We start from the raw sequence: 22,867 nt of genomic DNA, 5'->3' as shown, positions 1-22,867 counted from the left end.
AATGTCGGCAAGTTTAGCGCCAGATGGGCAAACTCACACCTGCTGGGAGAGTAATTGACCATCGACCATGCGCAGGCGCTTGGACAACGAGATGGCCAGGGCGCGAATGATCTTGGCGGCGATTTTCGGCGCGTCCTCGAGCATCTTGTCCAGCGAATCACGGCCCAGGTTCAATAGCTGGCAACTGGTGGCTGCGATACAACTGGCCGAGCGGCGCTCGCCGTCCAGCACTGCCATTTCCCCGAAGGCGCGTCCGCGCCGCAGAACGGCGATTTCCACCTGTTGACCGTCTGCGGCAAGCTTCTGCACAGACACGGTGCCTTGATGGATGATGCACATGAAGGTTCCGGCATCGCCCTCGGCGAAGATGGTCTCGCCTTTATCGATATCGGTAATGCTGAAATAGCCGGCTACGGTAAAGAAGTCGCCGGGCAGCAGCGTGTCGAACAGGCCGCAATCGAGCAGCATGTCGCGTATGGCGTTGTTCAGGTTGGACAGTGGTTCTGACATGTGAGGTCTGGTAATCCTGACAAAGGGGCAACTCCGCTGCCCCCGATCCTAGTAAGACAGGTGTTTCACACCAAGTTCATTCGGCGATCTGCAATACCTTGAAGATAAACGCGTACTCCAGCGCCACGTCACGCAAGCCCTGATAGCGACCGCTCATGCCACCGTGTCCGGCACCGAGTTCGGTCTTGAGCAGCAGCGGGTTGTCGTCGGTCTTGGTGGCGCGCAATTTCGCGACCCATTTGGCGGCTTCCCAATACTGCACGCGGCTGTCGTTGTAGCCGGCGATGACCAGCATGGCCGGGTAGGCCTGGGCCGTGACATTTTCATAGGGCGCGTAGGCCTTGATGCGCTCGTAGACCTCCGGCTCCTGCGGGTTGCCCCATTCGTCGTATTCGGTGACGGTCAGCGGCAGGTCCGGGTCGAGCATGGTGTTCAGCACGTCGACGAACGGCACTTCTGCAATCGCCGCCTTGAACAGCTCGGGCCGCTGGTTGAGCACCGCACCGATCAGCAGGCCACCGGCACTGCCGCCGCTGATCACCAGTTGCTCGGCGCTGGTCAGACCCTGGGCGACAAGGTGTTCGGCGCAGGCAATGAAGTCGCCGAAGGTGTTCTGTTTGTGCTCCTGCTTGCCGTTGCGATACCAGGCCTCGCCCAGCTCGCCGCCGCCGCGCACATGGGCAATGGCGAACGCTACGCCACGGTCGAGCAGGCTCAGTCGGGCGTGGGAAAACCACGGGTCGAGGCTCTCGCCATAGGCGCCGTAGCCGTACAGATACAGCGGGGTGGCCTGTCCGGCCAGTTCGCGCTTGACCACCAGACTGATCGGCACCTGGGTGCCATCGCCGGCCGTGGCCCACAAGCGCTGGCTGACGTACGCATCGGCGTCGAAGGTGCCCAGCACCGGGGTTTCCTTGAGCACCACTTGCTCGCCGCTGGCCAGGGTCAGTTGGCGGACCTGGGCCGGACGGTTCAGCGACTGGTAGCGCAGGCGGATTTTGTCACTGTCGAATTCCAGCGTGTCCTGCACATACAGGCTGTAGGCGGCGTCAGGCAGCTGTACGCGATAAGTCGGCAGCGCTTGCGGACGTACCTCGATGATCGGCAGGCCGCCCTCGCGCAGGCTCAGGCTGATGCCCTTGGCATTGAGGCTGACGCCTTCAAGCATGATCTTGTCGTCGTGCGCGACCAGCGTCTGCCAGTCATCCCGCACCGGTACGCCACTGGCTTGTTGCGCAGCGCGATACAGCGCGAAGTTGATGCCGCTCTGATTGCTGCGGATGAACCAGGTCCAGACGCCGTCGAGCAGCCCGTGGTCTGGATAGTATTCGTGACCTTCGCTGCGCGGCGCGAGGCAGGTGAAGGCCTGTTGCGGATGATCGGCGTCCAGCACCCAGGCTTCGCTGGTGGTTTTGCTGTTGAGCAGAATGATCAGTTGGCGCTCTGAGCTGCTGCGGAAGCAATGCAGGAAGAATCGGCCATCCGGCTCGTCGAATACCTGCTCGGCCGATGCCGTGCCCAGAGTATGGCGATGCAGCTTGCCCGGGCGATGGGTTTCGTCCAGCTCGCCGAAAAACAGGGTCTGGCTGTCGTTGGCCCAGGTCATGCTACCGTCGCAGTTTTCGAAGGGCAGGCTGCTGATCTGGCCGGTGCTCAGCTCCTTGACGTAAAGCGCGTACACCTCGTCGCCACTGGTGTCCAGGCTGTAGGCCAGACGCTGGTGGTCGGGGCTGATGCTGAATGCGCCCAGCGAGAAAAAGCCGCCATCGGCCATCTCGTTGGGGTCGAGCAACAATTCCTCGGCGCTTTCATCCACCGTATTGCTGTCGTCGGCCGGGCGCGGGCAGCGGTAGTGCCGGGCGTATTCGTCGCCCTGTGTGGTGCGGGTGTAATAAAGGTACGGGCCCCAGGGCGAGGGCAGGGACAGGTCGGTTTCGAGGATGCGGCCCTTGATTTCCTCGAACAGGCTTTCGCGCAACCCGGTCTGCTCTGCCAGTTGCTGCTCCTGCCAGGCGTTTTCGGCCTTGAGGTAGTCGAGCACTTCTTCGGTGTCGCGGTTCTGCAGCCAGGCATAGGGGTCGGAACCGTCGGCCTTGCGAGCGATCGGGGCGCTGGAGGTTGCATTCGAGAAGGACATGCTGGGCTCTCTGTTAAGGCATCAATCAGGAAAATATCGGTACACGCTGAACCGAATACTGAAGCGAGGCAAGCCGCGTCAGGCAAAAGCCGTTATCATAAGCGCCTCTTTACCTGGCTTACCACGGACGTCATGACCGAAAACGACTATCTGATCGCCTGGAGCGTCTACGCCTTCGCCGCGTTGGGTTGCCTGCTGGTATGGTTTCTGATGACCCGCTGGATGTGGCGGTATCTCAAGGAGCCGTTGCTGGTGGCGGTCGCGGTGCTGCTGTTTACGCCGACCATGGTCGACCCTGCCAAGGATGCGATGGCGCCAGCCGTGGCGATCACCGCCCTCGACCTGATGTTCAAGGTCGGCAGCAATGTCTGGACCGCCGTGTCGGACCTGGCCATGTATGGCATGTTCGCCTTCACGGCATACCTGTTGTTCGTGCTGATCCGCTGGCCGATCGAACGCAGCCGCAAGGCTCGCCAGCCCAAGCCTGCGGCCCAGCCTGTCGAAACAGACCCTGCTGACGAGCCCTTTGCCGAAGACGATCACTACGCTCGCAGGAATGCTGCGCCTCTTCCGCCGACCAGGGCTGCGCGAGTCGAGCCGCGGTTGTAGCTCCCGCTTCGTTGGCAAGCGCCGTGACCTGCGGCGCATGACCTGCTGCAAAACGTCTTGAAGCGAGAACCTGAGCATGTGTGAACTACTGGGCATGAGCGCCAATGTCCCGACCGACATAGTCTTCAGCTTTACCGGGCTGATGCAGCGGGGCGGCCGCACCGGTCCGCATCGCGATGGCTGGGGCATTGCCTTCTACGAGGGCCGTGGTCTGCGCCTGTTTCAGGACCCGGCAGCCAGCAGCGAATCGGAAGTCGCACAACTGGTGCAGCGTTATCCCATCAAGAGTGAAGTCGTGATTGGCCATATTCGTCAGGCCAACGTCGGCAAGGTCTGCCTGTCCAATACCCATCCTTTCGTGCGTGAACTCTGGGGCCGCAACTGGTGTTTTGCCCATAATGGCCAGCTGGCGGATTTCACCCCGGGCGTTACCTTTTATCGGCCAGTGGGCGATACCGATAGCGAAGCAGCCTTCTGCGACCTGCTCAATCGTGTTCGCGCAGCCTTTCCCGAGCCAGTCGAGGTCGAGGAGTTACTGCCTGCGCTGATCCAGGCGTGTGCCGAATATCGCAGTAAAGGCGTGTTCAACTGCCTGTTGAGCGACGGTGACTGGCTGTTTTGCTTTTGCAGTACCAAACTGGTTCAGATCACCCGCCGTGCGCCGTTCGGTCCGGCGCGATTGAAAGATGTCGACGTGATTGTCGATTTTCAGGCTGAAACGACGCCGCACGATGTGGTCACGGTCATCGCGACCGAACCCTTGACCGAGAACGAAAACTGGAACCGCTATGAACCGGGCCAGTGGAGCCTTTGGCGCAAGGGCGAATGCGTGGCGCAAGGTTCGGTCGACACGGTCACCGAGACGGCCAGGCCCTGATACATCAGCACATTGGCTTACTGGATAAAAAAGAAGAGGGATATTGATGCTGCGAAGTTATCTGCGATTGGTGCTGTTCACCGTGGGCCTGCTGTTCGGGGTTCAGATTCCCGGTTTCATCAGTGACTACAGCAAGCGTGTCGAAGCGCATCTGATCGAGGCGCAGCAAGCCGTGAAGGGCTATACCGCCACTGCGCAGCAGTTCTTCAAGGGCGATATCCAGGCGCTGATCCAGCACTATCGCAGCAGTGAAGACCCGGTTTTTCGCAGTGATGCGGATACCATCGACACCCTGATGAACCGCACGCACATCCTTGAGCGTCAGTGGCTCGGGCTTCAGGGGCCGTGGTATTCAAAAGCCTTGTTCGTCGCCACCTCTTCCGACCCGGATATCCGTCGCGAAACCTTCAACGGTTACACGTGGCAAGTCCTGCTGGCCCCCGAAGTCATCGCCTGGGGCATCATCAGCGCCTTGCTGCTGGCGCTGGTGATCGAAAGTGTCGTGCTGCTAATCGGCTGGGTTTTCAACGGCGGACGACGCAAGCCGCAACTCGAACGGGATTGGCGTTGACCGCGGGTAGCGCGCAGCAAAACATAGCGAGGCAGTTCATATGACTGCCCGCGTTTCATTGTGTAGATAGGCGAGTACTGTTTCAGGTGCGTTCCACATCAGCACGTCAATGATCGAAAGGTTTTCGACAAAATTCATGGGTCCCGTGGAATAACTGAATGAAGAGGGCTCAAGAAACCTCAGTTCTATACCTCTTTCCTGCCAGTCGCCGGGTGTAAAGATTTCGCGTCCACCAGTGGCATTGACGTACTGCCGCGCTTCCAGCACGGTGCTTATTTCCAGCGCCCATTGGCCCGCATGTTCAATGGGGGGCAGGTCCAGGTTCATCGCTGCACAGCTTTCCCAGTTAAAGCTCATGCCTAAATACTCGCAGACCACTTGCAGCGCGCGCGTGTTGAGTTCACACAAGTGGGTGGCAGGTGTGCCGAATGTCTGCTCGACCACGTGCAAGGTTTCCCGGAAGTAGGGGGCCTTGCCTCTATAGTGTTCAAGCTGATTCGTGATTCGTCGGTGGGCGCAGGCAAGGTCGATAATGGTTGCGTCCTTGATCAGTGCGCCCTCGCTGACGCAGACCGGAACACTGATGTATTGCCAGTCGCCTTTACTGTCCAGTACCCGATTGCGGTTCATCCAGCTTTTGCGTTTGTATTTGACGATGTCAAAGACAAGCCCGCGCTGAACCGCCGCAATGAGCTGGAAGTAACCGATGTAGGGGAAAAAGTAAGGCTGCATGATCCCGAGCGTTTCGTTCATAAGTAACCCGCGAAGTCGCGACGGCTGCTCAGGCAAAACGATGGAGTAACTGCAAAACTATCTACTCAATCAGCACTTCTCCGTCTGATTGGTGGTGTGGAATTGTCAGCGTAGTTCGGCGTTTTAAAACGATCATGCTGCTGGTCGGGTTGTAGCGGCCGGTCGATGACCGGCTTATACATTATTGGACGCACCCTTATTTCATTTCGCCAGGTAGCGCATGCCTTCTTCCAGGCCGCTCAGGGTCAGCGGGTACATCTGACCTTCAATCAAGTCACGTACGATATGCGTCGAGGTGGTGTAGTCCCAGGCATCTTTCGGGTAGGGATTGATCCAGATGATCTTCTTGAATTTAGCCATGAAGCGCTGCATCCACACATAGCCTGCCTCTTCATTCCAGTGTTCGACACTGCCGCCGGGCTGGCTGATTTCATAGGGCGCCATCGAGGCGTCGCCGATGAAAATCACTTTGTAGTCCTCGCCATACTTATGCAGCAGGTCCTGGGTGGCGGTCCGCTCCGAGCTTCTGCGCTGGTTGTTCTTCCACACCGATTCATAGATGAAGTTATGGAAGTAGAAATACTCCATATGCTTGAACTCGGTCTTGCACGCGGAGAACAGCTCTTCGCAGACCTTGATGTGCGAATCCATCGAGCCACCGATGTCGAACAACAGCAATAACTTGATGGTGTTGCGCCGCTCCGGACGCATTTGAATGTTCAGCAGGCCCGCATCGCGTGCGGTGTGATCAATGGTGCTGTCGATGTCCAGTTCATCCGCAGCGCCCTGACGAGCGAACTTGCGCAGGCGGCGCAGGGCCACCTTGATATTGCGCGTCCCCAGCTCAACCTGATCATCCAGATTCTTGTACTCGCGCTGGTCCCAGACTTTGACGGCCTTGCCTTTGCGCTCGCCTGCATCGCCGACACGAATGCCTTCCGGGTTGTAGCCACCCGAACCGAACGGACTGGTGCCACCGGTGCCTATCCATTTGTTGCCACCGGCGTGACGCTCCTTCTGTTCTTCCAGGCGTTTCTTGAACTCTTCGATCAGCTTGTCGAGGCCGCCCAGCGACTGGATCTGCGCACGTTCCTCGTCCGTCAGCGAGCGCTCGAACTCTTTGCGCAGCCAGTCTTCCGGGATCAGCGCCTGCAAATGATCGTCGAGGTTTTCCAGACCGTTGAAATACGCACCGAAGGCGCGGTCGAACTTGTCGAAATGGCGCTCGTCCTTGACCAGAATCGTGCGCGCCAGAAAGTAGAACTCATCGATGTCAGCGAAGACGACCCGCTGTTTCAGCGCATTGATCAGGTCCAGCAGTTCACGCAGGGACACCGGCACCCTGGCCGCGCGCATTTCGTTGAACAGGTTGAGCAGCATGGCTGTCGCCCTTACATGGCAGGTTGGGTAGACACGATCAGCGATTACCGCGACGGCTCATGAACGCCAGACGTTCCAGCAGGTGCACGTCCTGCTCGTTCTTGACCAGCGCGCCGGCCAGCGGCGGAATGGCCTTGGTCGGATCGCGTTCGCGCAGCACGGCTTCACCGATGTTGTCGGCCATCAGCAGCTTCAGCCAGTCGACCAGCTCGGAGGTGGAGGGCTTCTTCTTCAGCCCCGGTACCTTGCGCACGTCGAAGAATACGTCCAGTGCTTCGCTGACCAGGTCTTTCTTGATGTCCGGGTAATGCACATCGACGATGCGTTGCAGCGTGGCCCGGTCCGGAAAGGCGATGTAGTGGAAGAAGCAGCGACGCAGAAAGGCGTCCGGCAGCTCCTTCTCGTTGTTAGAGGTAATGATGATGATCGGTCGCTTCTTGGCCTTGATCGTTTCATCGATCTCGTAAACGTAGAACTCCATCTTGTCGAGTTCCTGCAAAAGGTCATTGGGGAACTCGATATCGGCCTTGTCGATTTCGTCGATCAGCAGGATCACACGCTCCTCGGACTCGAAGGCTTCCCAGAGCTTGCCCTTTTTCAGGTAATTGCGTACGTCGTGGACCTTGTCGACGCCCAGTTGCGAGTCGCGCAGACGGCTCACCGCATCGTATTCGTACAGGCCCTGATGGGCCTTGGTCGTGGACTTGATATGCCAGGTGATCAGTTTCGCGCCGAAGGACTCGGCCAGTTGCTCGGCGAGCATGGTCTTGCCGGTGCCGGGCTCGCCCTTGACCAGCAGTGGACGCTCCAGCGTGATGGCCGCGTTGACCGCCAGCTTCAGATCGTCAGTGGCAACGTAGGCCGGCGTACCTTCGAACTTCATTGATCCATCCTTTTCGCATGGGCGTGCGTAACCGGTCGGCACGCACGCCGTAATAGGGGCAAGCAATGCCCTGACTATAACGTGGCTGCCCGAGGGCTGTGAACGAAGACGCCTTATTCAGTTCTTGAATGGGGCGTCACGTCGTGACCGGGTCTGAATTGTAACGCCGCTTTTGGTAGGGCTGATTTGCCGATACCGCTGCTTACTGTCGTCTGAATACCGCACTCAGTTGAGAGAAAAGAGCATCCGCCGCCACTTGTTCATTCGGAATGCGCCGCGGAAAAGTGGGGCGTATATACCGTGGATAAACAAGCACGTCAGGAACCCTTGCTGCTCTCATAGCGCGCATTGAATGCCTGCACGAACGCATTGCGCAGGATCTGCAGAAACGCCTGGAAGCCGCTGATGTCCTGCTGATGAACGCTGCCGCTAAGGTCGACGCGTGTGGCGAACTGGTTTTCCCGCTGGTTTTTCAATACGGTTTCGCTGGTGCCGACCAACGCTTCCCAGATCGAGCGGAAAACCCCCTTGTCCTTGTTTTCGACATCCTGCTGCCAATTGAATACGTCCACATTGCGCAGCAGCGGCTTGATGTAGCCCTTGAGCTGGCCCTTATCGGCCTGGGCTTCAATCACCACGTCGCCATCGCCGGCATTGAAATCGAACTTGCCGTAGGCCGACGAGAAGTCGTTGAGTTTCTTGAGCTGGATGCCGGTGGCGCGCAGTTTGAAGTCGAAGTCTTCAAAGTTGCTGAACGGGTCGAATCTGGCTGAGCTCTCCAGATCGGCATGGCCCAGCAGACGCGCCTTGCCCTTGAACTCGGCATCGCGATTGCCTTCCACGTCGACCACATTGGTCAGGTTGTAGATGCTGGCATTGACCTGATCCGCCTCGATTTTTACCTTGGGCTTGGAGTTGAAGTTATTGAACGTGATGCGCCCGTTGTCGATGCGCAACTCGTTGAGGGTCATGGGCAACAGCTTGTCCATCTGGGTACGCCAGTCGGTGCCCTGACCGGTCTGCGAGTCTTGCTTGCTGCCGCCGTCCACGAAGTTGATCTGCGGGCCGGTGAACAGGGCTTTCGCGACCACAGCATGGTCATACCAGAGTGAATGCCAGCTGACTGCCAGTTCGATCATCGGCGCGTCGAAGAAGGGCACCGGCACCTTGCCATCGGTCTTGACGATCTTCAGTCCCTTGATCCGGTACGCCCCTCGCCACAGTGCCAGGTCTACATCGGCGATCTCGCCTCGGTAGTCCCCCATGTCGGCCAGTTTGTCGTTCAGATAGTCACGCACCAGATAAGGCAGGGCGATATTGACAGCGATCAGCAGGACTACCAGAGCGGCCAGGGTCCATAACGGCCAGCTGTAGCGACGTTTCATGACATGAGTCTCCTGTTTCAATGAAGGATTGACTGCTTGCGCCGTCATCCGTTCGGTCAGACTGGACGCCCCAGAGTTGGCGGCATAGGCTTTGGGTCTTTAACCGATGTGCACAAGGACACCCTCATGAGCCGTATCTACGCTGATAACGCCCATTCCATCGGTAATACGCCGTTGGTGCAGATCAATCGTATCGCGCCGCGCGGTGTCACCATTCTGGCCAAGATCGAAGGGCGTAATCCCGGCTATTCCGTCAAATGCCGTATCGGCGCCAGCATGATCTGGGACGCCGAAAGCAGCGGCAGGCTCAAGCCGGGCATGACCATCGTCGAGCCGACTTCGGGCAACACCGGTATAGGCCTGGCCTTCGTTGCCGCTGCCCGTGGCTACAAGCTGATGCTCACCATGCCCGCTTCCATGAGCATAGAACGTCGCAAGGTACTCAAGGCACTGGGCGCAGAACTGGTGCTGACCGAAGCGGCCAAGGGGATGAAAGGCGCGATTGCCAAGGCCGAAGAACTGCTGGCAGGCAACCCCGAGAAATATTTCATGCCTGCACAGTTCGAGAACCCGGCCAACCCGGCCATCCATGAAAAGACCACTGGCCCGGAAATCTGGGCAGACACCGACGGTGCCATCGACGTCCTGGTGGCAGGCGTAGGAACTGGCGGGACTATCACCGGTATCTCCCGGTATATCAAGCACACCGAAGGCAAACCGATCCTGTCCGTCGCGGTCGAGCCGGACGGTTCGCCGATCATCACCCAGGCGATGGCCGGTGAAGCGATTACCCCCAGCCCGCACAGGATTCAGGGCATCGGCGCCGGCTTCATCCCGAAAAACCTCGATCTGTCGATTGTCGATCGGGTAGAGCGTGTCACCGATGAAGAGGCCAAGGCCATGGCGCGGCGTCTGATGCAAGAGGAGGGCATTCTCTGCGGTATTTCGTGCGGTGCGGCAATGGCGGCCGCCGTCCGTCTGGCTGAAAAGCCGGAGATGCAGGGCAAGACGATCGTGGTGGTCCTGCCGGACTCCGGCGAACGTTACCTGTCGAGCATGCTGTTCAGCGATCTGTTTACCGATCAGGAGCTTGCCCAGTAACACATCTTCGCAAGTGTGCACTTCATGCGGGCAACGCAAGGGTTTATGATGGCCAGCTTATGACTCGCCGGACGATGAGCGCTGCCGCCCGGCGCTCCGGTCATTATTCAGAATCATGCATCAGCACTGCCCGCGTGACGTTTGGCGTTATCCGCCCGCTTCAAGGAGAGCTTCATGACCCTTTCATTTGTTGCCAAGGCATCGATCCTGATGCTGTTTCTGGGCAGCACGCTGTACGTTCACTTGCGCGGTCGGGCCCGGCTGCCTCTGTTGCGGCAGTTCGTCAACCATTCGGCATTGTTCGCACCGTACAACGCACTGATGTACCTGTTTTCCCGCGTGCCGTCCGAGCCCTATCTGGACCGCAGCAAATTCCCTGAGCTGGACATCCTCAAGGACAACTGGGAAACCATTCGCGACGAAGCCATGCACCTGTTCGACGAGGGCTATATTCGTGCAGCGGAGAAAAACAACGACGCCGGTTTTGGCTCGTTCTTCAAGAAGGGCTGGAAGCGCTTTTACCTGAAGTGGTACGACAAGGCCCTGCCGTCTGCCGAAGCGCTGTGCCCGAAAACCGTTGAACTGGTCAACAGCATTCCCAACGTCAAGGGCGCGATGTTCGCGCTGCTGCCGGGTGGCAGTCACCTCAATCCGCACCGCGATCCGTTTGCCGGTTCGCTGCGTTATCACTTGGGCCTGTCGACACCCAACTCCGATGATTGCCGGATCTTCGTCGATGGCAAGGAATACGCCTGGCGTGACGGTCAGGACGTCATGTTCGATGAGACCTACGTTCACTGGGTCAAGAACGAGACCGATCAGACCCGTGTGATCCTGTTCTGTGACATCGAGCGTCCGCTGACCAACCGTTTCATGACCCGTATGAACCGCAGCGTCAGCGCGTTTCTGGGTCGCGCCACCGCTCCGCAGAACCTCGACGACGAGCGTGTCGGCGGAATCAACCAGGCGTATGCGTTCAGCAAGCGTTTCAGCGATGGCTTCAGTGGCAAGGTCAAGCAGTTCAAGCGCGCCAACCCCAAGGCTTACCGGGTACTGCGCCCTGTGCTGGCAGTCGCGGTACTGACGCTGCTGGGCTACTGGTTGTTTGGTTAAGCGACAGTCTTTCCGGTTATTCCCCTCTGATCCGGTTGTTCGTGGCCTCTGCGAACAACCGGTATTTCGTTATCCTTCCAGACTTACATGCCGGCTCAACAGCGCGCGCAGCGCTGCAGGCTTGACCGGCTTGGGCAGGTAATCGAGTCCCGCCGCGTGTACCTGAGCGATCAACTCTGCACGCCCATCCGCACTGATGAGCACGCCCGGTACCGGCTGACCCAGTCGGGTGCGCAGCCAGGCCATGAGTTCAGTACCGGTTTCGCCCTCATCCAGGTGGTAATCCACCAGGGCAATCTGCGGTAGAACGCCGTTGTTCAGCAGCGCTTCGCACTCCTGACGATTGCGGGCGGTCCAGACCTGACAGCCCCAGCGTGACAGCAGGCTGTGCATACCGATCAGGATGCTGTCTTCGTTATCGACACACAGCACGTGGGTACCGTTCAGCGCGGGGCGGCTGACATCAGGCAGTGTCGCGGGAAGTGCTGCCTGAGGCGCGGCAAGTGGCACCCTGACGCTGAACACGCTGCCTTTGCCAGTCCAGGAGCGCACCTGCAAAGGATGCTCAAGAATGCGACACAGGCCATCGGCAATCGCCAGCCCCAGACCCAGCCCCTTGGCCGCGTGAGTCTTGTGGCTGTCGAGGCGTTTGAATTCTTCGAAGATCACCTTGCGCTTGTCCTCGGGAATGCCCGGTCCACGGTCCCAGACTTCCAGGCTCAGGCTGTCACCGTAGCGCCTGACGCCCAGCAGAATAGGGCCTTTGGCGTAGCGGAAAGCGTTGGTCAAAAAGTTTTGCAACACCCGGCGCAACAGCTTGATATCACTGTCGACACGCAGTGCACTGCCCCTCACACGAAAGATCAGACCCTGCTCCTGGGCCAGCGCCTTGAACTCGGCACCAATTGTGTCAAACAGCGCGCTGAGCGGGAACGGCTGACGGTCCGGGGTGATCTTGCCGTTTTCGATTCGGGAGATATCCAGCAGGTCGCCGATCAGGTCTTCGGCAGAGCGCAACGAGCTGTCCAGGTGCCGAACCAATTGCAGGGCGTCGCTGGAAATCCCTTCCTGCTGGTGTGACAGCGCAGCGGAGAACAGTCGTGCAGCATTCAAAGGCTGCATCAGGTCGTGACTTACCGCTGCCAGAAAGCGCGTTTTCGATTCGTTGGCGGCTTCAGCGGTGCCCTTGGCTTCGGTCAGCGCCTGGTTGAGCTGGGACAACTCATGGGTACGCGCGGCGACCCGCTGCTCAAGGCTTTCGTTGACGCCTTTGAGGGCGTGTTCGGCGGCGCGAAACGCAGTGATGTCGGTGAAACTCATGACGAATCCGCCGCCCGGCATCGGGTTGCCAATCAGCTCGATCACCTGGCCATTGGGAAACAACCGCTCCGAGGTATGAGCGCGGCCCTGGCGCATCCAGTGCAGACGCCGCGCCACGTGAACCTCTGCCTCGCCCGGTCCGCAAAGGCCGCGCTCGGCGTTGTAGCGGATGATGTCGGCGATCGGTCGGCCGACGCCAATCAGGCCTTCGGGGTAGTTGAACAGCTCAAGGTAACGGCGATTCCAGGCCACCAGTCGCAATGACTGGTCAACCACGCTGATGCCCTGGGTAATGTTTTCGATGGCACCCTGCAGCAGCGCGCGGTTGAACTGCAGGACTTCGGAGGCTTCGTCGGCGATGCGTACGACGTCTTCCAGCTGCATGTCGCGACCTTCGATAGCGGCCTTGACCACGGCGCGGGTCGAGGAGGTGCCGAGCACGCCGGCCAGCAGTCGCTCGGTATGCGCGATCCACTCGCCGTCGGCATTCAGGCTGGGATTGAAACCCTTGCCCTGCCTTTGGGCGAAGCGGATGAAACTCTGCCGCGCGCGGTCTTCACCGACGAAGCGCGCCGACAGGCTGAGCAGGTCCTCGATCTGCACCGCAAGCAGTGGGCGGCTGAAGTCGCGTCCCTGGGTTTCCTGACCGATGAAACGCCCCGCCTGCCAGTGCTCGGCCACTCGCGTGCGCGACAACATCGACACCCAGGCGAACAGCGTGCAGTTGCCGGCCATCGACAGCACCACACCCTGGGTCATCGGCGAGATAGGCAGGTCGAACGGGTTGCTGTGCAGCCATGAAAGCAGCGGGAAAGTGCTCAGTGACCAACCCATGCCATGCGCCGCCACCGGTAGCACCAAGGTGTAGAACCATATGAAGATGCCCGCCGCCAAGCCTGCAAAGACGCCACGCCGATTGGCCTGTTTCCAGTACAGCGCACCAAACATGGCGGGCGCCAGTTGGGTGATCGCGGCAAAGGCGATCTGGCCGATGGTTGCCAGACTCGCCGTCGACCCGAGCATCCGGTAGCTGACATAGGCCAGCAGGAGAATCATCACGATGCTGATGCGTCTGACAGAAAGCATCCAGTGACGAAACGCTTCGAACGGCCGCTCGGTGTTTTTGCGTCTTAACAGCCACGGCAGCAGCATGTCGTTGGAAATCATCGTCGACAGGGCCACGCAGGCGACGATCACCATGCCGGTTGCCGCCGATGCTCCGCCGATGAAGGCCAGCAGCGCCAGCGACGGGTGGGCGTGCGCCAGCGGCAGGCTGATCACGAACGAGTCGGGCAGCATGGAACCGGGCAGGAGCATTTGTCCGGCCAGTGCAATCGGCACCACGAACAGCGCAGCCAGCGCCAGATAGGCCGGGAACACCCATTTGGCGAGATTCAGGTCCTGAGGCTCGATGTTCTCGACCACGGTGACGTGGAACTGGCGGGGCAGGCAGACAATCGCCATCATCGCCACGCCGGTCTGCACGAACATCGACGGCCAGTTGATCGTGTCTTTCCAGTATTCCTCGAGGCGTGGCGCCAGTTTGGCCTGATTGAACAGGTCGTCGAATCCGTCGTACAGGCCGAACGTGACGAACACACCGACCGCCATGAACGCAAACAGCTTGACCAGCGCCTCGAAGGCGATGGCCAGCACCATGCCGCGATGGTGTTCGGTGACATCCAGATTGCGCGCGCCGAAGACGATGGTGAACAGCGCGAGAATCAGCGACACCACCAGCGCGGTGTCCTGAGCGCGGGTGCCGGTGGAGTCGGCCACGGCACCGATCAGGATATTCACCCCCAGCACGATGCCTTTGAGCTGCAGCGCGATGTACGGCAGCATGCCGATCAGGCAGATCAGCGCCACCATGACCGCCAGGGACTGGGACTTGCCGTAGCGCGCCGCAATGAAGTCGGCGATTGAGGTGATGTTTTCCTGTTTGCTGATCAGCACCATTTTTTGCAGCACCCAGGGTGCCAGTACCATCAGCACGATGGGCCCCAGATAAATCGGCAGAAACGACCACAACTGTTCGGCGGCCTGACCCACTGCGCCGAAAAACGTCCAACTGGTGCAATACACCGCCAGCGACAGGCTATAGACCCAGGCACGCATGGTCGGGCGCAACGAGGCGCTGTATCGGTCGCCGTAGAAGGCGATGGCGAACATGATGGCCATATAGGTAAGGGCAACGGCCGCAATCAGCCCGCTGGACAGCGACATATCAAATTCCACACCGTATCGATAACGCGCAGTCTCGCACGATGGCCGCGCTTCGTCTTTGTCGACCAAGGTCGAGCGTGGCGCGGTGTCGCAGCGGCCCTGGCAAAGTCCGAAGCGATAAAAATAGCGACACAGGTTTTGTAAAAAGAAATGCTCTATCGACATTCGGCGGCGTTACGTCTTCAATGTGCCTTGGATTGGCCGCTGCGTCAGTTCACCCCAGCCTCTCAGGACCACGGACGATGAGCCAACAGTCACAATTCAGCCTGCTCGGGAAACGCCGTTTCCTGCCGTTTTTCATCACGCAGTCCCTCGGGGCGTTCAATGACAATATCTTCAAGCAGTCATTGATCCTTGCCATCCTTTACAAGCTGAGCATCGACGGGGATCGCTCGATCTACGTCAATCTGTGCGCCTTGCTGTTCATTCTGCCGTTCTTTCTGTTCTCGGCGCTGGCCGGGCAGTTCGGCGAGAAATACCCCAAAGACAAGTTGATCCGGATCATCAAGTTTGGCGAGATCGTCATCATGGCGGTGGGCGCGGCAGGCTTTCTGTTCAATCATCTGGAGTTGATGCTGGCCGCGCTGTTCGCCATGGGCACGCATTCGGCGCTGTTCGGGCCGGTCAAGTATTCGATACTGCCCCAGCACCTGCGCGAGAGCGAACTGGTCGGTGGCAACGCGCTGGTCGAGATGGGCACTTTTCTGGCGATTCTGGCCGGCACCATCAGCGCGGGTGTGATGATGTCCTCCTCGCAATACGCCTGGGTGGTGGCTGCTGCCATCGTGCTGGTCGCCTGCCTGGGATTCCTGGCCAGCTTCGGTATCCCGCGCGCCGATGCTGCCTCGCCGGAGATGAAACTCAACTGGAACATCTTTACCCAGTCGTGGGCCACCTTGCGCATGGGGCTGGGGCAAACGCCCGCAGTCTCGCGCTCGATTGTCGGCAACTCGTGGTTCTGGTTCGTGGGGGCTATCTACCTGACGCAGATCCCGGCCTATGCCAAGGAATGGATGTACGGCGACGAAACGGTCGTTACGCTGATTCTGACCGTGTTCTCCATCGGCATCGCGCTGGGCTCTCTGCTCTGCGAGCGCTTGTCCGGGCATAAGGTCGAGATCGGACTGGTGCCGTTCGGCTCGATGGGCCTGACGATTTTTGGCCTGCTGCTGTGGTGGCATTCGGGCGGTTTCCCGCAGAGCGTGCAGGCCAACGACTGGCTGGCGGTGCTGTCCTTCGGGCAGGGTTGGCTGGTGCTGTTCGACATTCTCGGTATCGGCGTATTCGGTGGCTTTTACATCGTGCCGCTGTACGCGTTGATCCAGTCGCGCACGCCGGTGAAGGAGCGCTCGCGCGTCATTGCCGCCAACAACATCCTCAACGCGCTGTTCATGGTGGCCTCGGCGATTGTCTCGATCCTGCTGCTGAGCGTTGCCAAACTGTCGATTCCGCAGCTGTTTCTGGCCGTGTCGGTGATGAACATCGGGGTCAACATCTACATCTTCAAGATCGTCCCCGAGTTCACCATGCGCTTCATGATCTGGCTGCTTGGCCACTCCATGTACCGCGTCGAACATCGCAACCTGGACCGGATCCCGGACGAAGGTGCGGCGCTGCTGGTCTGCAATCATGTGTCCTTTGTCGATGCATTGCTGATTGCCGGAGCAGTGAGGCGTCCGATCCGCTTTGTCATGTACTACAAGATCTACCAGCTGCCGGTGCTTAACTTCATCTTTCGCACGGCCGGGACCATCCCCATTGCCGGGCGTAACGAAGACATGGACATCTACGAGAAGTCGTTCAAACGCATCGCCCAGTACCTCGCGGAAGGCGAACTGGTGTGCATCTTCCCGGAAGGCAAACTGACCACCGACGGCGAAATCAGCGGCTTCAAGAGCGGCATGACCCGCATCATCGAGGAAACACCGGTGCCAGTCATTCCGCTGGCACTGCAAGGCCTGTGGGGCAGCTTCTTCAGCCGTGACCCGAGCAAAACCCTGCTTCGCCGCCTGTGGTCTCGCGTCGTACTGGTTGCCGGTTCGCCCATTGCAGCAGATGTGGCGACACCCGTGGACGTGCGCGAAGAAGTTAAAGCACTGAGAGGGAAAGTGCAGTAGCGTTTACGCTCTGTACAACTGACGTGCCAATCACTTCGGATTGGCACGATGGCCAAAGGTGACCTGAGCTGGAACCCACATCTACCTGACCTCGCAGAACCGCCGTGTGACGCGGAGCGTCACGAACTGCATTCCCACGCGGAGCGTGAGGAACGATAGTCAAAATCGCATTAACTACCACCGAAATGCTTTTCAACCGCGATGGCACAGACGACGCAGAGTGCGACGTAAGTGACGGCTGAGTCCTGGCGCTGATCCGGGGGTAGCCTGGCAGGACGCCAGGCTAGCCGCACCGGGCCATGGATGGCCCGTTGCGGCGACCCCCGGATCAGTGACAGGGCGAAGGAACCCGACGAAGTCGGGCCGGAAACGGAGCTGGGACTTTGCTCACTTTGGTCCCTCAAAGTGAGTCGCCGAGGGGCGAAAAGGTGACCTGAGCCGGACCACAATCCTCCTGATATCGCAGAGCCGCCGTGTGACGCGGAGCGTCACGAACTGCATTCCCACGCGGAGCGTGGGAACGATGGTCATTCATTGCCAGCCACTGTTGCATAAGCGCTTTTCGAACGCGATGGCACTGACGACGCAGGGTGCGTCGACCCCCAATCTACCTGGCATCAACGAACGGACGTATTCTCTTCCTCCGGCATCTTCCTGAAATACGTCGACAGCAACGCACCGGAAATATTGTGCCAGACACTGAACAGCGCGCTTGGCACCGCCGCCAGCGGCGAAAAATGAGCACTGGCCAGCGCAGCGCCCAGTCCCGAGTTCTGCATACCGACTTCCAGCGCCAGCGACTTGCGTTGCGCCAATGGCAGCTTGAAAACCTTGCCAGTGAAATAACCCAGCAGAAAACCGAACGTGTTGTGCAGGATCACCACCGCCATGATCAGCAGGCCGGATTCAGCGATTTTCGCCTGGCTGGCGGCGACCACCGCACAGACGATCATCACAATGCTGACCACCGACACCAGCGGCAGCACGTCTACCGCATAGCTGACCCGCGCGCCCAGCAGGCGTTGGGCAATCACGCCCAGCACAATCGGCAGCATGACCAGTTGCAGGATCGACCAGAACATATCGAGAAAGGACACCGGCAGCCACGCCGACGCCAGGAACCAGATCAGGGTCGGGGTCAGCAGCGGGGCAAGCAGAGTGGTGACTGCAGCGATTGCCACCGCCAGCGCCAGATCACCCTTTGCCAGCCAGGCCATGACATTGGATGAAGTACCGCTCGGGCAGCAACCGACCAGAATCACGCCCACGGCGATTTCCGGCGGTAGTTGAAACACCTGGCAGAGCAGCCAGGCCACACCGGGCATGATCACAAAGTGCGCGATCACACCCAGCGCCACTCGCCAGGGGTTACGCGCGACTTCGGAAAAATCGTCGAGTTTCAGGGTCAGGCCCATGCCGAACATGACCAGCCCCAACAAGGGCACGATCCAGCTTTTCAGGCCGATGAACACCTGGGGAAACAGGAACGCCAGAATGGCGAACAGCAAAACCCAGTAGGCAAACGTGTTGCCGACAAAACGACTCAAGGCAGCCAGAGCGCGCACGGTACTTCTCCTTCTTTTGCTTCGAATGTTTATGAAAGCACCGGCCGGTCTATCGGCGAGGGGAGGGATCGTAACCAAAAATGCCCTTGCCGAACAGGTCCGGCAAGGGCAGAAAAGGGGGAGGAGCGGCGCGTTGCACGCAAGCCCTTTCTCTGGCGCAGGTGGCTTCAGAAACCTGTACGCAGATGCTCAGGGTCATCTGCGTACAGGTCCTGTGCCTATTTTTTCGAGGTGTCGCCTTGCGCGGATGAGCTGGCCTCTACCTTGTTGCCCTTGAAGGCTTTTTTTACACTGCTACCCGCTTCAGCCAGCAATCCCGGACCGTCCTCCAGTGTGTCGGTGACCAGCGCCTCGACCATTTCGCCCACACCCTGAAGCCTCACGTAGGCATCTTCCGCCTTGCGAGACAACGTGCCGGCCTTGGTCGCATGAGTGAAGTGTTCGCGTCCCGGGTCGGTGGTATTGTTTAACGCCGTGCGCAGTCGTTCATAACTTCGAGGCCCGGCTGGTGCGGCGGTTCCGCCTTGCTCCAGCGCTTTTCTGTCACGCTCGGTGGCGAGTGCCTTCTTGTCGGCCGTCACCTGTGCCCCCAACCCGAATCCTCCCCAGGCTTGAGACAGCAGCATGGCCGACTGCACGCCTGCAGCAAGACCGGTCAAACCAGCTTTCATGGCGGGACTGCTGCCAGATACCGCGTCGATAGCGGGGTCCAGTATCTTGGCGTAACCCATAGCGGCAATCATCGCTGCCACTTTGTTTTCGAACACCTTGCGATTGGCCGTTTCAAAAGGATTCAGTTTTGCCAAGCCATCGTCAACGGCTTTTTTCACTCGGGCTCCTGTTGGTTTGTCGGAAGGCTCTTTCATGGTGTGCGCATGCAGTTTGCGTCCGAACTGATCGGTCATTTTCGCGTTCAGTCCGTCCGCGCCGTGGGTTCCGCCCATGAAAAATCCGGCAAGAATGGAACCGAGCGTTACCGCCCCTGCGTCCTGAAACGCCGTCAGGTCCATATCACTGGTGATAGCGGCACGCGCGCCCTGAACGCCTGAAAAAAACGCCCAAGCCTTGGCTTCGCCGGGAAGAGAGCCTGTCTTGTTGGCATTTTTGCTTTGCTCATGTTCCTGACGCATCGCATTGACCAGGTCCATTTCCTTTTTCATTTCTTCGTCATTGCGGGGGCGGACCTGACCGTCTTCACTGACCAGTTTGTTGGGCGTTGGCAGAACCTCGGCACTGTTGATGGGGCGTGTTGCCCCTCCGACTATTTCCAGGATCGCCGTGGCCAGCAGTTGAGTGCCGACTTCGTGGGCGATGCCGGTAGTGAGGCCTGCGCCGAACACCTGGGCAACGGGGTGATTTGCCATCCCCGCGAGTGTGAACGCGCGGACGGCTCCGAGTGCGAAGCCGGACAGGCCCGCCTGACGCAGGCCCTGACCCATGAAGGCGCGCCCCTGGTTCTTCCAGTCGGAACTGGTGTCCTGATACTGCTTGAGCACCAGCGAGAGCTTGGCCTGATCGATCGCCGTCTTGAAGTCGGAGGAAATATCCTTCTGGACTTCCTTCAATTCATTCGCAGTGGCGTGCCATTGTGCCGCCTCTTCGGGTTGCCCCAGTGTGTCCAGTGAGGCGGCGATCACCGAGGCCTTGTCCAGTGCCTTGTCGACCATGGCTGGAATCTGCACGGCACTGTTGGTTGCGTAAGTCGCGAAGCTCAATTCGCTGCGCAGGATATCTGCTTTGTCTTCCGTGGAAAGGTTCGGCATCCTGCGCACTTCTTCATACTCTGCGGCATGTGCGGCAAACAGCCTGGATTGGGCGTTGAGCAAGTCCTTGAGCAGGCCCGTCATGTGCTGCATGTTGCTCTGATCCGGCCTGGCCGGCTCCGCCAGGAGTTCCTCAAGCTGTCTGGATAACTGCGCGCTGGCCTGGTCGATTTCGTCTGCGATCGAGTTCTCCGATCCGAGCCCCGCAGCGATATGGGAAAAGCTCACATAACCGCTCTCGGGTTCTCCGATTTGTTCAGCATGTGCCATGCGTTCGGCAAGGTAGCGCCCTTCGACCTGCATACGATGGCGCAATTGATCAGCGCTCATTTTCTGCTTGCCTTTGGCAAGCTTCGTCGCATCTCTTGCAAGCTGTGACGACATCCTGAAAGGAGCTCTGTTTCTGGTCTGCTGGAGGTCGCCAGGCACCTGGTGAGGATCGACGGGGCCTCGGCTGGAGGTTTTCACGCCCTGCACTTTGGCCAGTTCGATGTTGTCGTGTTCAGGTGTTTGTACGCGCCCGATTTGCTTTGAGCTGCCAATGCCGAGTGGACTCATGAGAGGGCCCTCTGCGAAAGTACGGTGCGTGCCGGTTGCGGCGCTGGCGCTGCCGTCGTCCGCTGTTTTGAGCTGCTGTCGCCGAGGAAGAAATGCTCACGCCATGCCAGTGCGTAGTCGGCCAGCGAGCCCATCTGATCGAGAACCGCCTTGCCGGACAGATCAGCCAGCGGCTGTGCTGCGCTGAGCATCATGTGCCCGCTTTGCTCGTTGCGACAGAACGTGACGGATTTTGCGGAATTCACCATATGGAAATTGGTGTCCATCAGGCGGATCAGCACTTCTTCGCGGCGCTTGTCGGGCAGTGCGCCAAGCTCGCAATGGATCACGACGTGCTCTTGCTGCTGGTCGCCGACCGGGTACATGGAAAAGTCGACGCCGCGAATGGTGAGGTGCGTCAATTCATGAGACAGGATGGATTCAGGCAAGAGGGCCAACTGGCGGATTTCGTCCAGCAGCCGGCGATATTGATGAGGTATAGCCATGATTATTATTGTCCTCAGCTAGGGATGGGGTGCTGCGATGCAATCGCTTGTCCAGGCCAGGCAGCCATAGGGCAAGCGTTAAAAAGTGAGTGGCAGCACGTGCACAACGGGTTCCCGACAAGGGTGTCCGTTCGGCCGAAAATGCCGTGCAGGGGGATCTGTTCAGTGGGGTGTTACGGTGCCTGCGTGCAGGCAGGGGGCGATGTATCGAGATGCGCACGCTGTAACGAAGGTCGTGACGAACGGCCACGATGAGGAGTGATGCCGTACCTGCCTGGCAGGTTCAAGACCCGCCGCGCATGTTTACACCAGCGAAATGCGCGGCAGGGGACAGTGCCTGAAGCCAGAAAGCTTGAAGCCAGAGAGGCGGCTTAGAGCATGCCAGCCACCTTGCGTACTTCTTCAGGGGCCGCCTCGTTGCCTGCCAAGGCCCCGGTATAGGCCCCGAAGAGCGCCGTTGCAGGGTTCTTGCCACCGCGGGCAATGCCTTCGAGTGCGTCCACGGCCGTTTCTACACCACCTTCGATGCCACCCTTGATCATCCCGCCCAGGCTGCCGTCCGAATCGCCGACACCGGTCAACACTCTGCTCAAGCCGGGAATGAACCACAGCGCCTTGCCGGCCTCGCCTGCAGCCCAGGGCAGATCATTCTTGGTACTGCCATCTGCTTTCACGTGGGTGTCATTGGTCTTGTCCAGGCGGTGATCATCCTTAAGTGCGCCATAGCCTTTCTCTGTGAAGTCCTTCCAGTTGCCGGCGGGTGTTCCGTGCCGTGCATCGCCGTCGTCGGTAATGCCTTCCAGGTCGCCGTTGCCTGCCTTGTCGCCGCGATCACTGCCACTGGCGCCGTGCGAGGCATCGATGTAATTGAGCACGCGTGCAGCGTTATAGGCCGCGTCGGCCCGTGCCTCCGGGTCCTTGTTATTCTCCGTCCAGTCTCCGAGCTGCTTGTAGGCACCCTCACGGTTGATGTCCTTCTGATCGCCCAGTTTGGCGAGGATAGGGTTGGCCTCGATGATTTCCTCGGCGCTACGGGTGTCACCGGCTGGCCTGCCGGTGGCTTCGGTCGGCTTGGTGGAGGTGTCTTTCTCGCTCTCCGCTGCCGGTTGCGCGCCGGCGTCGCCGGTGACCTGCGAAGGTGCTGCGGTGGTGGTCGCGCTGGACGGAGTTGCAGCAGGCTGCAATTGCGCCAAGGGGGCGGCTTGCTGGGCGCTGTTACGACCTGCTGTGCCCAGCTGGATGTTGATTTCTACGTCAGGGGTGGGTTTGTTCTGCGCAGACGCATTGCCGCCGACGTACTGCATGCTTGAGCCATCGCCGGAATGCTGGAGCATGGTGCCGAGGACTTTATCCAGCATCTTCGCCAGTGGCGAGAGCAGTTTCGACAGCCCGTCACTGCCGCTCAGCCCCTGACTCTGCTGACTGGAGGTGTTGTTTTGCAGAGAGGGCGGTATCGAGCCACCGCTGTTGCTGCCATAGCTCACGCCACCAGAGCTGCCTTGAGCGCCTTGATT

General features: G+C 59.4%; 17 protein-coding genes. 6 read left to right on the top strand and 11 right to left on the bottom strand.

Going from position 1 to position 22,867, the window contains the following annotated elements; genetic code table 11:
* Positions 1-33 precede the first annotated feature (33 nt).
* Positions 34-510, bottom strand: a complete 477-nt coding sequence (locus BLR20_RS07375) for a cyclic nucleotide-binding domain-containing protein (protein WP_003345583.1) — start codon at positions 508-510, stop codon at positions 34-36.
* Positions 511-586: 76 nt separating this feature from the next.
* Entirely contained in the window at positions 587-2,647 is a 2,061-nt protein-coding gene (locus BLR20_RS07370) for a S9 family peptidase (RefSeq protein ID WP_054994541.1), read from the bottom strand.
* Between the two features lie 132 nt (positions 2,648-2,779).
* Here BLR20_RS07370 and BLR20_RS07365 point away from each other — a divergent pair, with 132 nt between their 5' ends.
* The 3 genes from BLR20_RS07365 to BLR20_RS07355 all read left to right on the top strand — a co-directional run bounded on the left by BLR20_RS07365 (position 2,780) and on the right by BLR20_RS07355 (position 4,704).
* Positions 2,780-3,256: a hypothetical protein gene (locus BLR20_RS07365; RefSeq protein WP_054994542.1), complete on the top strand. Its 477-nt coding sequence runs from the start codon at positions 2,780-2,782 to the stop codon at positions 3,254-3,256.
* Positions 3,257-3,332: 76 nt separating this feature from the next.
* Positions 3,333-4,133, top strand: coding sequence for a class II glutamine amidotransferase (locus BLR20_RS07360; protein WP_054994543.1), 801 nt, complete (start codon positions 3,333-3,335; stop codon positions 4,131-4,133).
* Between the two features lie 46 nt (positions 4,134-4,179).
* Positions 4,180-4,704, top strand: a complete 525-nt coding sequence (locus BLR20_RS07355; RefSeq protein ID WP_010432096.1) for a DUF2937 family protein — start codon at positions 4,180-4,182, stop codon at positions 4,702-4,704.
* A gap of 36 nt (positions 4,705-4,740) precedes the next feature.
* On the opposite strand, the gene BLR20_RS07350 is transcribed toward BLR20_RS07355, so the two are convergent.
* The 4 genes from BLR20_RS07350 to BLR20_RS07335 all read right to left on the bottom strand — a co-directional run bounded on the left by BLR20_RS07350 (position 4,741) and on the right by BLR20_RS07335 (position 9,105).
* A complete protein-coding gene (locus BLR20_RS07350) occupies positions 4,741-5,457 on the bottom strand; it encodes a WbqC family protein (protein ID WP_054994544.1) in 717 nt (238 codons plus the stop codon).
* Between the two features lie 201 nt (positions 5,458-5,658).
* Positions 5,659-6,837 (bottom strand): vWA domain-containing protein, encoded by a 1,179-nt coding sequence (locus BLR20_RS07345; RefSeq protein ID WP_032616124.1) that lies wholly within the window; start codon positions 6,835-6,837, stop codon positions 5,659-5,661.
* A gap of 37 nt (positions 6,838-6,874) precedes the next feature.
* Positions 6,875-7,720, bottom strand: coding sequence for an AAA family ATPase (locus BLR20_RS07340; protein ID WP_003407249.1), 846 nt, complete (start codon positions 7,718-7,720; stop codon positions 6,875-6,877).
* A gap of 317 nt (positions 7,721-8,037) precedes the next feature.
* On the bottom strand, positions 8,038-9,105 hold the full coding sequence (locus BLR20_RS07335) for a DUF748 domain-containing protein (protein ID WP_032616128.1): 1,068 nt from the start codon (positions 9,103-9,105) through the stop codon (positions 8,038-8,040).
* A 126-nt stretch (positions 9,106-9,231) separates the two neighbouring features.
* Here BLR20_RS07335 and cysK point away from each other — a divergent pair, with 126 nt between their 5' ends.
* Both cysK and BLR20_RS07325 read left to right on the top strand, forming a co-directional pair.
* Complete coding sequence (gene cysK, locus BLR20_RS07330) at positions 9,232-10,206, top strand: cysteine synthase A (protein WP_054994545.1); 975 nt, start codon at positions 9,232-9,234, stop codon at positions 10,204-10,206.
* Positions 10,207-10,380: 174 nt separating this feature from the next.
* Positions 10,381-11,319: an aspartyl/asparaginyl beta-hydroxylase domain-containing protein gene (locus BLR20_RS07325; RefSeq protein ID WP_054994546.1), complete on the top strand. Its 939-nt coding sequence runs from the start codon at positions 10,381-10,383 to the stop codon at positions 11,317-11,319.
* A 69-nt stretch (positions 11,320-11,388) separates the two neighbouring features.
* On the opposite strand, the gene BLR20_RS07320 is transcribed toward BLR20_RS07325, so the two are convergent.
* Positions 11,389-14,865 (bottom strand): PAS domain-containing hybrid sensor histidine kinase/response regulator, encoded by a 3,477-nt coding sequence (locus BLR20_RS07320; RefSeq protein WP_054994547.1) that lies wholly within the window; start codon positions 14,863-14,865, stop codon positions 11,389-11,391.
* A gap of 242 nt (positions 14,866-15,107) precedes the next feature.
* Here BLR20_RS07320 and BLR20_RS07315 point away from each other — a divergent pair, with 242 nt between their 5' ends.
* On the top strand, positions 15,108-16,982 hold the full coding sequence (locus tag BLR20_RS07315) for an MFS transporter (protein ID WP_032616133.1): 1,875 nt from the start codon (positions 15,108-15,110) through the stop codon (positions 16,980-16,982).
* Positions 16,983-17,599: 617 nt separating this feature from the next.
* Here BLR20_RS07315 and BLR20_RS07305 read toward each other — a convergent pair.
* From BLR20_RS07305 to BLR20_RS07290, 4 genes are all read right to left on the bottom strand, one after another.
* Positions 17,600-18,547 carry a bile acid:sodium symporter family protein gene (locus tag BLR20_RS07305; protein WP_010427568.1) on the bottom strand — a complete coding sequence of 316 codons (948 nt, stop codon included), beginning with the start codon at positions 18,545-18,547 and terminating at the stop codon, positions 17,600-17,602.
* Positions 18,548-18,765: 218 nt separating this feature from the next.
* Positions 18,766-20,640, bottom strand: a complete 1,875-nt coding sequence (locus BLR20_RS07300; protein WP_143009982.1) for a hypothetical protein — start codon at positions 20,638-20,640, stop codon at positions 18,766-18,768.
* Positions 20,641-20,864: 224 nt separating this feature from the next.
* Positions 20,865-21,353 (bottom strand): CesT family type III secretion system chaperone, encoded by a 489-nt coding sequence (locus BLR20_RS07295; RefSeq protein ID WP_010427572.1) that lies wholly within the window; start codon positions 21,351-21,353, stop codon positions 20,865-20,867.
* Positions 21,354-21,724: 371 nt separating this feature from the next.
* On the bottom strand, positions 21,725-22,837 hold the full coding sequence (locus tag BLR20_RS07290) for a hypothetical protein (RefSeq protein WP_235810027.1): 1,113 nt from the start codon (positions 22,835-22,837) through the stop codon (positions 21,725-21,727).
* Between the last annotated feature and the right edge of the window lie 30 nt (positions 22,838-22,867).

The organism is Pseudomonas congelans (assembly GCF_900103225.1).
In the GTDB taxonomy this organism is placed as follows: domain Bacteria; phylum Pseudomonadota; class Gammaproteobacteria; order Pseudomonadales; family Pseudomonadaceae; genus Aquipseudomonas; species Aquipseudomonas congelans.
The sequence above is the reverse complement of the archived record's forward strand: the minus strand, read 5'-3'. Positions and strand labels throughout refer to the sequence as shown.